A 14,094-nucleotide genomic window follows, 5' to 3' on the forward strand; every position below is an offset into this window, starting at 1 on the left:
CAGACAACAACTCGCTCGAACCGGATCCCACTGCGGCAGTGGGACCGGTTGAAGATAATCACGCTAGTTAACTAAAAATGGATTCAAAGGAATAACCGCTGGTTTCCAAGATTTCCTTCAAACGTTTGAGACCATCCATCTGAATTTGCCGCACTCGCTCCCGAGTGACGCCCAATTCCAGAGCCACTTGTTCCAAGGTCGCATTTTCGAAACCACATAGTCCGTAACGCCGACAAATCACCTCGCGTTGTTTCTCGGCCAGTTGATATACCCAATATGTGACGTTATTTTGGATAAAGTTGTCCTGCAAAATTTCCGCCGGGTTACGGCTCTCTTCTTCGGAAATGGTTTCCAATAAAGGCTTGTCGAAATCTTTTCCGAAAGACACATCTACCGAAGTAACTCGTTCATTCAGTTTCAGCATTTTACTGACAGTTTTCGCCGGCTTATCCAAATGTTTCGCGATTTCATCAACGGTCGGCTCATGGTCCAGCTGTTGCGCCAGATTCCTTTGCGCTTTCAAATAAATATTCATTTCTTTGACGATATGAATCGGCAAGCGGATAGTCCGCGTCTGGTTCATAATCGCACGCTCTATGGTTTGTCGAATCCACCAAGTAGCATAAGTGGAAAAGCGGAAGCCGCGGTCCGGATCGAATTTTTCCACCGCTCTGATCAAACCCAGGTTACCTTCCTCAATCAAATCGAGCAAAGGCAAGCCTCGATTCAAATAGCGGCGAGAAATTTTGACGACCAAACGCAAATTGCTTTCGATCATGATTTTTCGCGCTTGTGGATCCCCTTGCTGAGTGCGTTTGCCGTATATCTTTTCCTCGTCGGCCGTTAATAATTGGGACTTACTGAGCTCGTTCAAGTAAGCGCGAGTAGCATCGAAACCGCTATCACTTTGCGAATCACCGCTTTCTATTTCAGTTAATTTGAAATTTTCATTAGGATCGACTTCAACTACATCGTCCTCCACATCCTCAAAAGAAATAAAGTCTGGAATATCCATATCTTTTATTACATCTAAAGTTTCTTCCATCATATTTAATCTCCCAGGTATTTGGCTTGCCGATTCAATTATTTTTTATTATCCAGCCGGATAAGCGATCTTCCTTTATAAACCTCAAGATGCCATGGGCGGTACCCGCCTCTTCTCTCTTGATACGAAGCATGAAAACCAGAGGCTCCACGTGCCGCTAGTGCTTTATTCCGAAAGACTCATAACGGACACTTACCTTAACGGCGTGACGCAGTATAACTTTAAAAGATTCGTCTTATAAATTGAATTCATTGATTTTTTTGCGGCGCACGTCTCTTTTTTTAATTTTATTTTAATCTCGCCATCATTTGATTTTTTCCGTTTTTGGCAGCGTTTTAGCGGCAAAAACTCGAGCTAGTACTTATATTTTGAAAAAATATAGTGATGTAATTCACGGTTGCAAAAAACAGTCCGCATTTTGGCCGAGAGTTATGAGCGGGTTATCGTTCGCCTAAAAGGTAATTGCCCGATGGGTTTGGCGCGGCTTGAAATTGCATAGACAGGCTATTTCGCTGCCTAATTTTGGTAGGTGAGGCGGTAGTCGGATTGGAGACTGTGGCGATGGAGCGGCGATGCGGAACCACGTCCCGCATAGCTCAGCCGAGTGAGCGCTTACCAGCCTGACGCATGACTGCCCCGGTAATACGCGGGCGGGCACGCGCTTAACCCGCGCACACCAGGGCCGGCTTCAAACGTTAGCAGGTTGGTGAAAAACTCTTTTTTGGCTTTGAATGGCTCTATATTTAGTGACGATGAAGCCGCTTTCCTACTAAATGCTGGTTCGATTGAGCAAAATTAGCGTCTCAAATATGGTTTTTCACCAACCTGCTAGGTACCGGCAGCCCATCGACTAACCGATTAATTCCGGTTCTGGGTCCGCCAATTGTGAACGATGCCTTCCACATCCAAATCCTCGGGGCCTTCGCGCCAGCTAGTGTAGTAATCGACATCGTTACTTTTCGGTTCGGGACTGGGCCGATAAATCTGCACCCTGGTCGGTAACGGCGCCGCCTCACCCAACACCAACGCCTCACCGCGGCCCAAAGAGCTCAAAATATCCGCCAGATCGCCCTCTGCTTCCGGTACCAAACCCCGGATATATTGCTGGTCGTCAGGGTTGGTGGTGCGTAAACAAATAAACGAGCTGCATTGCGCCAGCATCGTTTCTGAAAGTTCGGTCGGCCGCTGACTGACCACGCCGATAGAGACGCCGTATTTGCGTCCTTCCTTCGCAATCCGTTCCATCATTTTGCGGGTGCCGTCGAACTGACCGTTTTTTTCGCGCGGGATATAGGCGTGCGCCTCCTCGCAAATCAACGTGATCGGAAATTCGCGGCGGCGCGGGTTCCAATAGTTAAATTCGTAAGCCAAGCGGCCGACCTGGGCCGACACGGCCGGCCGGACGTCGGTCGGCACCGAACTAAGGTCCACCACGGTAATATTGGCTTTTTTGTCGCCAAGGCCGACAAACTGGCGCAACAAGCCGGCCATGCTGTCCGACGAATTACGCTTTTTCGGTTTCAACAAAAAATCGTAGCGCACATCGTTGAACCGACTCTGCATCCTGACCAAAAATTCGTCGAACTGACCGAACAACGCCCCTTTGGTCTTACCGAAGTCTTTACGCTCCTCGTTGGCCGCTTTGAATTGCATATACATTTCCGCCAACGAAAAATAAATCGGCGTATCTATCGTTACCGAAGCCAAGCCAATCGCCTTGGCTTCCTTACGTTTCAATTGCTGCAGAATTTCGCGCATAAACGCCATCTGCATCGAAGCGCCGTTGTCGTCGCGGTCGATGAACAAATCGACCAACTCGGCGTAGCTCATCATCCAGTAAGGCATCTCCATGTCCAACGCGTCGACATAATTGACCTGATCGGCCGGAAACGCCGATTCGATGCTGCCGTCGGGACGCTTCCAGCAATATTCGCCGTGCAAATCCAACATGACCATGTGCGTTTTCGGCATGGCTTTCATCGTGTGCTGGATCAAACTGGTGACGGTCCACGATTTACCCGAACCGGACTGGCCGATGATCGCAAAATGTCGGCCGAACAAGGCCCGCGGGTCCAAGCTCAGGTGGTAATCCTTGTGGCTGGCCAACTGACCGATAAAAAACTGGTAATCGCGAAATTTGGAAAAAATCGCATTGATCTCGCTCAGCCCAACGGCATAGACCGCGGCACCGGGCGTTGGATAATGGCGCACACCGCGAATGAACACATTGTTTTCGGTCAACTCCCCGACCGGAATCAATGCAATGAAACGATCTGTAGCCCGGTTCCCGGCACTATCGAAACGGTCACGTTCCCACATTTTAAACACCAACGCCAACACGCCGATATGCGACTGCCGAATCACGACGTAAGATCCGATATGGCCGGCCAGAATTTCCTCGTCGCCTAGCCGAATGATCGGCGCCGCGGTCGAATGTTCTTCGATGATGCGCGCATCCATGCCGTCGCCTCTCACTTCGGTCAAGTGGCCGATCAGAATGTTTTGGGTGTGGTTCATGACATCCTCTAAGCTGAAACTAACCGCTTAAGCTTAGTCAGTTTTTAGCCCTTCACCCCTTAGAGTGAAGGGTTTACGCCAAAACGACAGTAAAACCCGACAATTGCCTCCCGACTTCCGGCGAAGGGTTCGCAAGTTCTTGAAACTCGGCGACTTCGTCTCGGTCCATTTATTGCTATTATCCAAACAACGCTGGTCAACAACCCATGAGGTGAATATGAAAATCGGGATTCCGAAGGAAATCAAACCCAACGAAAACCGCGTGTCGCTGGTACCTTCCGGAGTAGCGGCCTTGGTAGCCGCCGGCCATAGCGTGACCTTGCAGCGCGGCGCCGGTATGGGCGCCGGCTTCAACGACGAACAATATCAAGCTGCCGGTGCCGGCTTGGCCGACAGCGCCGAAACGGTCTGGGCCGAAGCCGACATGATCGTCAAGGTCAAGGAACCGATAAAGGCCGAATGGCCGCTGTTGCGCAAAGGCCAAACCGTATTCACCTATTTTCACTTCGCTGCCGATCGCGAATTGACCGAAGCCCATCTTGCCTCCGGCGCGACCTGCATCGCCTATGAGACGGTCCAATTGGCCAACGGCGAATTGCCGTTGCTGACGCCGATGTCGGAGGTGGCGGGCCGGCTGGCGGTACAAGAAGGCGCTCACTACCTGGAGAAACTGTACGGCGGCCGTGGCATGTTGCTGGGCGGCGTGCCGGGCGTGTTGCCGGCTAAGGTATTGGTTTTGGGGGGCGGCGTAGTCGGCACCCAGGCCGCTAAAATGGCAGCCGGTCTGGGCGCCCAAGTCACGGTGATGGATTTGTCGCTGGAACGTCTGCGCCATCTCGCCGACATTCTGCCGGCCAACGTGCAACTGTTGTTCTCCAGCCGCCACGCCATCCTGGAACAAATCGCCGAGGCCGATCTGGTAATCGGCGGCGTGCTGGTGACCGGCGCCGCAGCGCCGAAATTGATTCGGAGAGAAGACCTGAAGCTAATGCAACCCGGCGCCGTGATCGTCGACGTCGCGGTCGACCAAGGCGGTTGCGTTGAAACCACCCGTCCGACGACACACGCCGAGCCGATTTATTTGGTCGACGGCATCGTCCATTACGCCGTGGCCAATATGCCGGGCGGCGTACCGCGCACCTCGACGCTGGCCCTGACCAACGCCACGTTACCTTATGTTCTGCAATTGGCAAACAAAGGTTGGCAACAAGCCTTGCGCGACAATCCAGCGCTGTTAAAAGGCCTTAACGTGATAGAAGGCCAGGTCACCTGCGCCGGCATCGCGGAGGCCTTCGCCATCGATTATGTCCCGGCCGAGCAGTTCATCGCGTGACTTACCCCTGTCGACGAAGCCTTGAATTAGCCCGAGACAATTAACGCGGAATCGGCAATGGCGCTCTATGCAATCGGCAGTATTAACGGCAACTACCAAGCCTTACAACAGTTGCTGGGTAAAATCGGATTCGATCCGGCAACGGACCGGATCTGGTTGGCCGGCAATTTAGCCGGCGACAATCCGCAAACGCTGGAGGTACTGCGTTTGGTGAAAAATTTGGGAAAAAGCGCGATTTCAGTACTGGGCGATCGCGACTTGCAGTTATTGTCGGCCGCGGCCGGCTGCGGCAATTCCGTTGCCGGTTTCGAGCCGGTGCTGGCCGCTCCGGATCGGGACGAGTTATTGAAATGGCTGCGCCAACGCGGTCTGATCCACCACGACGCTAAATTGAATTACACCCTGGTACACGCCGGCGTTCCGGCAGAATGGAGTTTCAGCCAGGCCATGACTTTTGCCTATGAAGTCGAATCGGTGCTGTCGCAAAGCCAATATCAGGCCTTCCTGGAACACCACCGCCAAGACCAATCGCGTTGGCATGCAAAACTGCGCGGCTGGAAACGGCTAAATTTCGTTGCCAACGCCTATACCCGGATGAAATATTGTAACGAAGCCGGCAAACTCGATTTCAGCGCCAGCGGCCCGGTGTCAGCGCAACGCGACGGCCTGCTGCCATGGTATCGGCTAACTAACCGTCAGGCCGGACAATTGCGTATCGTGTTTGCCGACGACGCCGGCTTTGAGGACCGGGATTGTTCCGGCGTTTTCCCGCTACCCGACGTCTGCGCACAAATAGCGGTTCGTCTGGCGGACGGCTAAAGGCAATGCAACTGTTTTGACTCAGGCCCCTGATCGGCTTAAAGCGAGCGATACCGGCAGTACCGGGTTATAGCAGATGCTGGATCGCCTGCCGCTCTTCCTTCAATTCCACTTCGTTTTGGCGCAAGCGCTCCAGGCTGAATTCGTTCAGATCCAAACCTTTGACGATCCGAATCTGGCCGTCTACGACCTGAACCGGGAATGAATAAACCAATCCTTCTTCGATGCCGTAACTGCCGTCCGACGCCACAGCCATACTAACCCAGTCGCCGGCATCCGTGCCCTGCGCCCAGAGGCGCATATGTTCGATTGCAGCATGCGCCGCAGACGCCGCGCTGGATTGGCCGCGTACTTTGATGATTTCGGTACCGCGGTATTGCACCGTCGGAATAAAATCGTTGACGAACCAATCGTGCTCGACCAAAGACAAGGCATCCATACCTTTGACTTTGGCATGATGCAAATCCGGATATTGGGTACAGGAATGGTTGCCCCACACGGTGATGTTTTTGATATCCCGGCTTAATACGCCGCACTTTTCCGCAACCTGGCTGATCGCCCGTTTATGATCCAACATCGTCATTGCGGCGAAACATTCCGGCGCCAGATCCGGCGCATTGTGAATCGCGATCAGCGCATTGGTATTGGCCGGATTGCCGGTGACCAGAACTTTGACCTTACGGCTGGCCACTTCGTTTAAGGCTCGGCCCTGATTGATAAAAATCTGGGCGTTATCCAGCAGCAAGTCGCTGCGCAGCATACCCGGACCGCGCGGCTTGGCCCCCACCAAAAACGCATAATCGACATTATCGAACGCCACTTTCGGGTCGTCCGTGATAATGACTTTATTTAATAGTGGAAATGCGCAGTCGTTCAGTTCCATGACCACACCCTGCAATTGTTTCATCGCCGGCGGAATTTCCAACAAGCGCAATACGATAGGCTGATCTAGCCCCAACAGTTCACCCGCCGCCAAATGAAACAACAACGAATAGCTTATTTGACCAGCTGCTCCGGTAACAGCAATATCAACGGGGGTTTTCATCGGGGCTCCTCATCATCTGTGAATGGACTGATCCGGCCCTGGCGGCGCGGTTAGCCGTTTCAATATGACATAAAGTTTTTGCTCAAACAATCTCTAATTCCCGCTTTATCCGGCCGGTTCCGAATGTGAAGCGGGCAAAACAAACTCCGGTATAATGCCGCCACCCAAACGCCAGTCTCCGGCCTCCAGCGTCTTTTATCAGGTAGGTTAATGAAAAAACTGCTCTTCCAATTTGACACCGATGCCCACCCTTCCGTCTTCGATACCGTCGTGGCCTACGATGGCGGCGCCGACCATGTGATCGGCCACGGCAGCCTGACTCCGGACAATGTCGGCGCCCTGGTCGACGGTACCATTTTCACTCGCGCACCGAAGGACAAAAAAAACACGGCGATCTTCATCGGCGGCAGCAATATGGAGGCCGGCCAGAAGTTACTGGCCGCGGTACAAAAACATTTCTTCCCGGGCTTTCAAGTGTCGGTAATGCTGGACAGCAACGGCAGCAATACCACCGCTGCAGCCGCCGTGGCCAAACTGGCCGGCAGCGCGCCGTTGGCCGGCAAAAAAGCCGTGGTATTGGCCGGTACCGGTCCGGTCGGCCAACGTGCGGCAGCGATGATGGCGCTTGAAGGCGCCCAGGTCAGCATCACCTCGCGCCACATTTTCAACGCCGAAAAAGCCTGCTTCGCGATGAAACAGCGCTTCGACGTCGACATCACGCCGCTGGAAGCCGGCGATTACGATAGCCGCGCCGCAGCGATCGCAGACGCCAACATCGTGTTGGCGACCGGTGCCGCCGGCGTCGAATTGCTGAAACCCGAACATTGGCAAGATAACCCTCATCTACAGTTGCTGGCAGACGCCAACGCCACACCACCGGTCGGTATCGGCGGCACCGACGTGATGGATAGAGGTCGGGAGCGGCACGGTAAAATCGTCTGGGGCGCGATCGGCTTCGGCGCCTTTAAACTGGCCCTGCATCGGGCCTGTATTGCCAAATTGTTCGAAGACAACAAGCAAGTATTCGACGCCGAAATCATCTTCGCGCTCGCCAAGGAAATGGCATAGCTGTTTGCCGGCCGTGATTCTCGCTGCCGAATCCGCCGAACGGGCAACTGCCCTGGCCGTCTTTCAGGCCGGCGTGGCGGCGGCCGATCCAGAAACCTGCGTCGGCAATTACCTGCATAAAGCGGGTAACAATCTAGTCATCGGCTGCGGCGGCGACCTCCGTAGCGGCAATTGGCGGCGAATTCATCTGCTCAGTTTCGGCAAAGCCGCTTGCGCTATGGTCAAAGCGGCCATTCGAATCATTCCGGATACGTGGCTGGCAGCACCCGGCATCGCCATCACCAACTACGAAAACGTCGTAGCGGTCGATAACATCCAAGTCTTTGGAACCGGCCACCCGTTGCCCGACCAAGCCGGCCTTCAAGCGGCGGAAACTCTGATCAATCGCCTCAACACCGTCCAAGCCGACGATTTGGTGCTGGCCTTGATTTCCGGCGGCGGTTCGGCGCTGTTACCCTGCCCGGTTGCCGGCGTCAGTCTGGCCGATAAAATCGCCACCACCCAATTGCTACTGGCATCCGGCGCCACCATTCATCAGATCAACTGCGTCCGCAAACATCTTTCGCGTTTGAAAGGTGGCGGACTGGCACGCTTGACCGCGGCCGCCGATCTGCACGCCTTGATATTGTCGGATGTGCTGGACGACGACTTGAGCGTGATTGCCAGCGGCCCCAGCGTGCCGGACGACAGTACTTTCGGCGAAGCGATCGACATATTGCAGAGTTACCGGGTCTGGCCGCAGATACCTGACGCCGTGAAGAACCATTTACAAGCCGGCCGACAGGGACTCTACGCCGAAACCCCTAAATCCGGCGACCCCGTTTTCGAAAACGTCGGTCACCACTTGATTGGCAGCAACGCATTGAGCGTCGATACAGCCGTCGCTGCAGCCAAGTCCTCCGGCTATGCCGCCGAACTGTTCAGCAAACGATTAAGCGGCGAGGCCCGGCTGGTGGCCGAACAGTTGTGTCGACACGCCGTGACAATATCGCGCGATCTGCAGCAACCGCTCGCAATCATCGCCGGCGGCGAAACCACTGTAACGCTACGCGGCACAGGCAAAGGCGGCCGCAATCAGGAACTGGCCCTGGCTTTCGCGATCGCGGCCGAAACCCAAGACTTAAATTGCCGCTGGACCTTTCTCAGCGCCGGCAGCGACGGCCGCGACGGCCCGACCGATGCCGCCGGCGCCATCGTCGACAACGGCAGCCTTAACCGCATCCGCGCCGCGGCTATCGACCCGGCGGCGATGCTGAACGATAATAACGCTTATCCGGCGCTGGACGCCGCCAACGATTTACTGAAATGCGGCGCGACCGGCACCAACGTTGCCGACTTGCAAATCCTGCTGCTGCATCCCAACGCATAACCCGAACCTTACCAGGAGACCACAATGTTTAAGCAGTCAATGACCATCGCCGGCTTTGATGACGAATTGTTCCGGGCCATTGAGCAAGAACGCCAACGCCAGGAAGACCATATCGAACTGATCGCATCGGAAAACTACGCCAGCCCGCGCGTCATGGAAGCGCAAGGCACGCTACTGACCAACAAGTACGCCGAAGGCTATCCGGAAAAACGTTATTACGGCGGTTGCGAGTACGTCGATATCGTCGAGCAACTGGCCATCGACCGCGCCAAGGCACTGTTCGGTGCCGACTACGCCAACGTCCAGCCGCACTCCGGTTCGCAAGCCAATATGGCGGTGTTCATGTCCTTGATTCAGCCCGGCGACACCATCCTCGGCTTGAGTCTGGCGGATGGCGGCCACTTGACTCACGGCGCCAAACCCAACTTCTCCGGCAAAATCTATAACGCCATCCAATACGGCTTGAACAAGGACACCGGCGAAATCGATTACGAGCAAGTCGAAGCGCTGGCTGTGGAACACAAACCCAAATTGATCATCGCCGGCTTTTCCGCCTATTCCAGAATCTGGGACTGGCAGCGTTTCCGCGACATCGCCGACAAGGTCGGTGCCTATTTGGTAGTGGATATGGCCCACGTCGCCGGTCTGGTCGCCGCCGGTTTATACCCGAATCCGGTACCGATCGCCGACGTCGTCACCAGTACCACTCACAAGTCGCTCCGCGGCCCGCGCGGCGGCTTGATATTGGCCAAGCACAACCCGGAACTGGAGAAGAAGATCAATTCCAACATCTTCCCTGGTATCCAGGGCGGCCCGCTGATGCACGTCATTGCCGCCAAAGCTGTGGCCTTTAAAGAAGCGATGACGCCGGAATTCAAAACCTATCAGCAACAAGTCATCAAAAACGCCCAAGCGATGGCCGTGGTGTTCATCAAACGCGGTTACGACGTGGTCTCCGGCGGCACCGACAATCACCTGATGCTGGTTTCGTTGATACCGAAAGGCATCACCGGCAAAGCCGCCGACGCCGCCCTGGGCCGCGCCCACATCACCGTCAACAAAAATGCCGTCCCCAACGACCCGCAATCGCCGTTCGTCACCAGCGGCATCCGCGTCGGCACCCCCGCCCCCACTTCACGTGGCTTTAAAGAAGACGAAGTCCGCCAGGTTGCTCATTTGATGTGCGACGTGATGGATAACATTGAGGACGAGAGTGTGATTGATGCGGTTAGGGAGAAGGTGCATTTGTTGTGTGCTAGGTTTCCGGTTTATTCAGCCGAATAGGATTTGGCTTGTGTGAGTTTGCTTAGATGATGTGTCGCTAACGCGACGGATGTTTTTGATGTCGGGTCTCGGCCCGACAGCCGAGATACTTTTCTTTGCTTGTCCAAAGAAAAGTATCCAAAAGAAAAGACACCCGGATGCCGCTTATCCCCTGCGCTCCTCGCTTTTGAACGGGGTTGCCGAAAGGGGCTTCCTGCCCCTTCGGCAACGCGCCGCATCCATGCGGCGCCCCTACGGGCAAATCCGTTCAAAAGCTCCGGTGCTCGGCGCGGCATATGGGAGAGAACCATGCCGAAAGTTGAAGGGAACCTTGTTTATTTTCTGGTAGCAAAAGAGTAAGGGTGAACACGGGTGTTGCCCACCGTTTGATTCCACGTGGGCAACACCCGTACTCACCCTGCTGCATACCAAAAGGAAACAGCATGATCCAAAGCTATATAAGCACTCAGTTGTATATAACAAGGATATGACATCATGAAACGCATAGCATTCTTATTGTTGGTGAATGTTGTACTTTATGGGTGCGCTTCTCGATCACTAATCCAAGAAGAAAATCCAATAAAAGTAATATCGAATTTTTATAACAGGAATGCGATTGTTGCTACTCCAACATTTGTAGGTAATGTCGTCTGCGGAACACCTTTCATTCTGCTTGCTGAAACAATCAATAAGTTATACACCGGAGATAAAAGCAAGAGTTACAAGTCTTTTATTAACAGCATTTGGTTGCTACCAGGTTGCAGTTGTGGCGCGGTCACAGGGTTGCCGTTTATCCCCATATCTTATGTTCTTGACAAATCAGACTCCGATCCCTTGGGGCTTGAGATAACACCCTAGGATGGGTCAGATACAATAAATCGTAAAACCTAAATTAACGAAAGTTAGCAAACCAGCAGCAATTCCATCTTTTTATGCTCAAGGCCGTAAGGTTCAACGCGGAGCACATCAGCTTTTAATCTTTCTGCAAACTTTACGAATATTAGGCGGTTTCAAATCCCGTTGAGGTTTCCCCCGTATGCCGACCCTCGATAAAAGCTTCGGCGCGCAGGAAATAAGCGGCATCCGGGTGTCTTTTCTTTTGGATACTTTTCTTTGGACAAGCAAAGAAAAGTATCTCGGCTGTCGGTCCGAGAACCGACATTAAAACCAGCCGTCGCGATAGCGACACATAATCCGGAAGACTCGCATCCCTGCGGTCTGGATTCCGGCAATCCATGCCGGAACGACGCACTATCATAGTCTGTCAGCCGTGATGAGCCCTATCAGGCACAATCAACCCATCCTCCATATACAACACATGATCCATCCGCGCTGCCAAATCCGGATCGTGAGTTACAACCAGAAAACTGACTTGCAGCTCGCGGTTTAACTCCAGCATCAGTTGGTAAATCTGCTCGGCGGTTTTACTGTCCAGGTTGCCGGTCGGTTCGTCGGCCAGGACGCATTTGGGTTTGTTGATCAAGGCGCGAGCCACGGCGGCGCGCTGGCGTTCGCCGCCGGACAGTTCGCCGGGTTTGTGTTGCATTCTATGGCCCAAGCCGACGCGTTTCAGTAATTCGGCAGCTTGTTGTTGCGCGGATTTAACCGAATGGTTACCGATCAGTAGCGGCATCGCCACGTTTTCCAGGATGGTAAATTCGCCGAGCAAATGATGGAACTGGTAGATAAAGCCGAGCGAACGGTTACGCAGTTGACTTAACTTCGCTGCACCAATTTGGTTTAAATCCGAACCGTCCAGAATCACCTTGCCTGAGCTGGGCTTATCCAAACCGCCCAGCAGGTGCAGCAAGGTGCTTTTGCCGGAACCGGAGGCACCCATGATGGCGACGCGCTGGCCGGCGTGAATCGCTAAATCGACGCCTTTTAGCACTTCAACATTCAAATCGCCTTGTTCGTAACGCTTGGTCAGCTGTTGGCATTGCAACACGATGGGACTATTCATAGCGCAACACCTCGGCCGGATTGACTCGTGCCGCTTGCCAAGCAGGATACAGCGTAGCCAATAAAGACAGCAGGAACGCGACGCCGGCAATCCAGTAAACGTCGTTCCAGATCAGTTTCGAAGGCACTTCGCTGATGTAATACACATCGGCAGACATAAACTGTACGCCAAAAGCCTGTTCGATGGCCGGCACGATGGTTTCCACGTTCAACGCCAACAACACCCCGCCAACTGTACCCAATACGGTGCCGATGCTGCCGATGATGCAGCCCAAGACAATAAAGATACCCATCACCGCGCCATTGCTCAGCCCCTGCGTTTTCAGAATCGCGATGTCGCCGCGCTTGTCGGTCACCACCATGACCAGGGTCGAGACGATATTGAACGCCGCCACCGCGACAATCAGCAGCAGGATGATAAACATTGCCCGTTTTTCGGTTTGTACCGCACGGAAGAAGTTGCTGTGAGCTTTGGTCCAGTCGCTGACGCGATAATCGTCGCCTAAGGCGTCGGCCATACTTTGCGTGATCATCGGTGCATTGAACAAATCGTCCAGTTTAAGCCGCAAGCCGGATACCGCCTGCTCCAGACGGAACAGCTTAGCGGCATCGTCGAGATGCATCAGCGCCATGTTGCGGTCGTATTCGTACATACCGACTTTGAATACGCCAACCACGGTAAAGCGTTTCATGCGCGGCAAGATGCCGGCCGGGGTAGAGTTGATTTGCGGGGTGATGATCGTAACTTTGTCGCCGATCATCACGCCCAGATAACTGGCCAGCTCGGCACCCAACACCACGCCGAATTCGCCTGGGACCAAATCCTTCAGGCTGCCGAACATCATTTTTTCAGCCACTTCTGATACTTTCGCTTCCTGTTCCGGCAGTATGCCTTGCAGCAAAGTACCGCTGACCTGACGATCGGCATTGATCATGACCTGACCGTGAATGAACGGTGCCGCACCCAACACGTGCGGCATTTCGCGGGTGCGTTGTTCCAAGGCCTGCCAGTCGTCCAACTGACCGTAGCGGCCGGTGACGGTACTGTGCGCGGTCATGCCTAAAATCCGCTCGCGCAATTCGGCTTCGAAACCGTTCATGACCGACAGCACGGTAATCAGAGCGGTTACGCCCAGGGCGATCCCCAACACCGAAGTTAGCGTAATAAATGAAATAAATTGGGTGCGCTTTTTGGCACGGGTATAGCGTAACCCGATGTACAGGATGAGAGGTTTGAACATGCTGGAGAGTTAGGGGGTTTTACAGGCGGCGCAGTAGCCGTAAAGATACAAGCTATGATCGGTCAGGGTGTAACCCAGCCGGTTGGCGATTTCGGTTTGGCGCTTTTCGATGACTTCGTCGGTGAATTCGTCGACTCTGCCGCACTTCATGCACACCACGTGGTCGTGATGCCCGCCGCTATTCAGTTCGAAAATCGAATTGCCGCCCTCAAAGTGGTGGCGATTGACCAAGCCGGCAGCCTCGAACTGGGTCAACACCCGGTAAACGGTCGCCAACCCGATTTCTTCGCCTTCGGCCAACAAAATTTTGTAGACTTTCTCTGCAGACAGGTGCCTGTCGTCCTGTTGTTTTTCCAGAATCTCCAAGATTTTGACTCTGGGCAGAGTGACTTTTAAGCCCGCGTTACGCAAATCCTGAGTTTCCATAGCCTG

12 protein-coding genes are annotated in these 14,094 nt (G+C 54.0%); 6 read left to right on the forward strand and 6 right to left on the reverse strand.

Going from position 1 to position 14,094, the window contains the following annotated elements; translation table 11 throughout:
- Nucleotides 1-67 precede the first annotated feature (67 nt).
- Together rpoS and AC0IM9_RS08735 are read right to left on the reverse strand one after the other, a co-directional pair.
- Nucleotides 68-1,048: an RNA polymerase sigma factor RpoS gene (gene rpoS, locus AC0IM9_RS08730; RefSeq protein ID WP_140912916.1), complete on the reverse strand. Its 981-nt coding sequence runs from the start codon at nt 1,046-1,048 to the stop codon at nt 68-70.
- 855 nt (nt 1,049-1,903) lie between these two features.
- Complete coding sequence (locus AC0IM9_RS08735; protein WP_445370697.1) at nt 1,904-3,562, reverse strand: ATP-binding protein; 1,659 nt, start codon at nt 3,560-3,562, stop codon at nt 1,904-1,906.
- 217 nt (nt 3,563-3,779) lie between these two features.
- Between AC0IM9_RS08735 and ald the strand changes: the two genes are divergently transcribed.
- Together ald and AC0IM9_RS08745 are read left to right on the forward strand one after the other, a co-directional pair.
- A complete protein-coding gene (gene ald, locus AC0IM9_RS08740; protein ID WP_445370698.1) occupies nt 3,780-4,895 on the forward strand; it encodes an alanine dehydrogenase in 1,116 nt (371 codons plus the stop codon).
- A gap of 57 nt (nt 4,896-4,952) precedes the next feature.
- On the forward strand, nt 4,953-5,714 hold the full coding sequence (locus AC0IM9_RS08745; RefSeq protein ID WP_482803738.1) for a symmetrical bis(5'-nucleosyl)-tetraphosphatase: 762 nt from the start codon (nt 4,953-4,955) through the stop codon (nt 5,712-5,714).
- A 67-nt stretch (nt 5,715-5,781) separates the two neighbouring features.
- On the opposite strand, the gene AC0IM9_RS08750 is transcribed toward AC0IM9_RS08745, so the two are convergent.
- Nucleotides 5,782-6,759 carry a malate dehydrogenase gene (locus AC0IM9_RS08750; protein WP_140912912.1) on the reverse strand — a complete coding sequence of 326 codons (978 nt, stop codon included), beginning with the start codon at nt 6,757-6,759 and terminating at the stop codon, nt 5,782-5,784.
- A gap of 210 nt (nt 6,760-6,969) precedes the next feature.
- Between AC0IM9_RS08750 and AC0IM9_RS08755 the strand changes: the two genes are divergently transcribed.
- The 4 genes from AC0IM9_RS08755 to AC0IM9_RS08770 all read left to right on the forward strand — a co-directional run bounded on the left by AC0IM9_RS08755 (nt 6,970) and on the right by AC0IM9_RS08770 (nt 11,317).
- Nucleotides 6,970-7,827 (forward strand): NADP-dependent methylenetetrahydromethanopterin/methylenetetrahydrofolate dehydrogenase, encoded by an 858-nt coding sequence (locus tag AC0IM9_RS08755; RefSeq protein ID WP_445370700.1) that lies wholly within the window; start codon nt 6,970-6,972, stop codon nt 7,825-7,827.
- 13 nt (nt 7,828-7,840) lie between these two features.
- On the forward strand, nt 7,841-9,196 hold the full coding sequence (locus AC0IM9_RS08760) for a glycerate kinase type-2 family protein (protein WP_482803844.1): 1,356 nt from the start codon (nt 7,841-7,843) through the stop codon (nt 9,194-9,196).
- Between the two features lie 24 nt (nt 9,197-9,220).
- Nucleotides 9,221-10,480 (forward strand): serine hydroxymethyltransferase, encoded by a 1,260-nt coding sequence (gene glyA / locus AC0IM9_RS08765; protein ID WP_482803739.1) that lies wholly within the window; start codon nt 9,221-9,223, stop codon nt 10,478-10,480.
- 474 nt (nt 10,481-10,954) lie between these two features.
- Nucleotides 10,955-11,317, forward strand: coding sequence for a hypothetical protein (locus AC0IM9_RS08770; RefSeq protein ID WP_482803740.1), 363 nt, complete (start codon nt 10,955-10,957; stop codon nt 11,315-11,317).
- A 406-nt stretch (nt 11,318-11,723) separates the two neighbouring features.
- On the opposite strand, the gene lolD is transcribed toward AC0IM9_RS08770, so the two are convergent.
- The 3 genes from lolD to fur are packed head-to-tail and all read right to left on the reverse strand — an operon-like array spanning nt 11,724 to nt 14,088.
- Nucleotides 11,724-12,422 carry a lipoprotein-releasing ABC transporter ATP-binding protein LolD gene (gene lolD / locus AC0IM9_RS08775; protein WP_445370704.1) on the reverse strand — a complete coding sequence of 233 codons (699 nt, stop codon included), beginning with the start codon at nt 12,420-12,422 and terminating at the stop codon, nt 11,724-11,726.
- On the reverse strand, nt 12,415-13,662 hold the full coding sequence (locus tag AC0IM9_RS08780) for a lipoprotein-releasing ABC transporter permease subunit (RefSeq protein ID WP_482803741.1): 1,248 nt from the start codon (nt 13,660-13,662) through the stop codon (nt 12,415-12,417). The genes lolD and AC0IM9_RS08780 overlap by 8 nt, the downstream gene beginning before the upstream one ends.
- Nucleotides 13,663-13,671: 9 nt before the next feature.
- Nucleotides 13,672-14,088, reverse strand: coding sequence for a ferric iron uptake transcriptional regulator (gene fur / locus AC0IM9_RS08785; RefSeq protein ID WP_140912906.1), 417 nt, complete (start codon nt 14,086-14,088; stop codon nt 13,672-13,674).
- Nucleotides 14,089-14,094: the final 6 nt, after the last annotated feature.

Source organism: Methylomonas sp. Uni0011, from assembly GCF_056850255.1.

Bases quoted from the DNA above. Each gene is read 5' to 3' on its own strand.
- fur (WP_140912906.1), bottom strand. From the start codon at position 14,088: ATGGAAACTCAGGATTTGCGTAACGCGGGCTTAAAAGTCACTCTGCCC.
- rpoS (WP_140912916.1), bottom strand. From the start codon at position 1,048: ATGATGGAAGAAACTTTAGATGTAATAAAAGATATGGATATTCCAGAC.
- AC0IM9_RS08755 (WP_445370700.1), top strand. From the start codon at position 6,970: ATGAAAAAACTGCTCTTCCAATTTGACACCGATGCCCACCCTTCCGTC.
- glyA (WP_482803739.1), top strand. From the start codon at position 9,221: ATGTTTAAGCAGTCAATGACCATCGCCGGCTTTGATGACGAATTGTTC.
- lolD (WP_445370704.1), bottom strand. From the start codon at position 12,422: ATGAATAGTCCCATCGTGTTGCAATGCCAACAGCTGACCAAGCGTTAC.
- AC0IM9_RS08770 (WP_482803740.1), top strand. From the start codon at position 10,955: ATGAAACGCATAGCATTCTTATTGTTGGTGAATGTTGTACTTTATGGG.
- AC0IM9_RS08745 (WP_482803738.1), top strand. From the start codon at position 4,953: ATGGCGCTCTATGCAATCGGCAGTATTAACGGCAACTACCAAGCCTTA.
- AC0IM9_RS08735 (WP_445370697.1), bottom strand. From the start codon at position 3,562: ATGAACCACACCCAAAACATTCTGATCGGCCACTTGACCGAAGTGAGA.
- AC0IM9_RS08780 (WP_482803741.1), bottom strand. From the start codon at position 13,662: ATGTTCAAACCTCTCATCCTGTACATCGGGTTACGCTATACCCGTGCC.
- ald (WP_445370698.1), top strand. From the start codon at position 3,780: ATGAAAATCGGGATTCCGAAGGAAATCAAACCCAACGAAAACCGCGTG.
- AC0IM9_RS08750 (WP_140912912.1), bottom strand. From the start codon at position 6,759: ATGAAAACCCCCGTTGATATTGCTGTTACCGGAGCAGCTGGTCAAATA.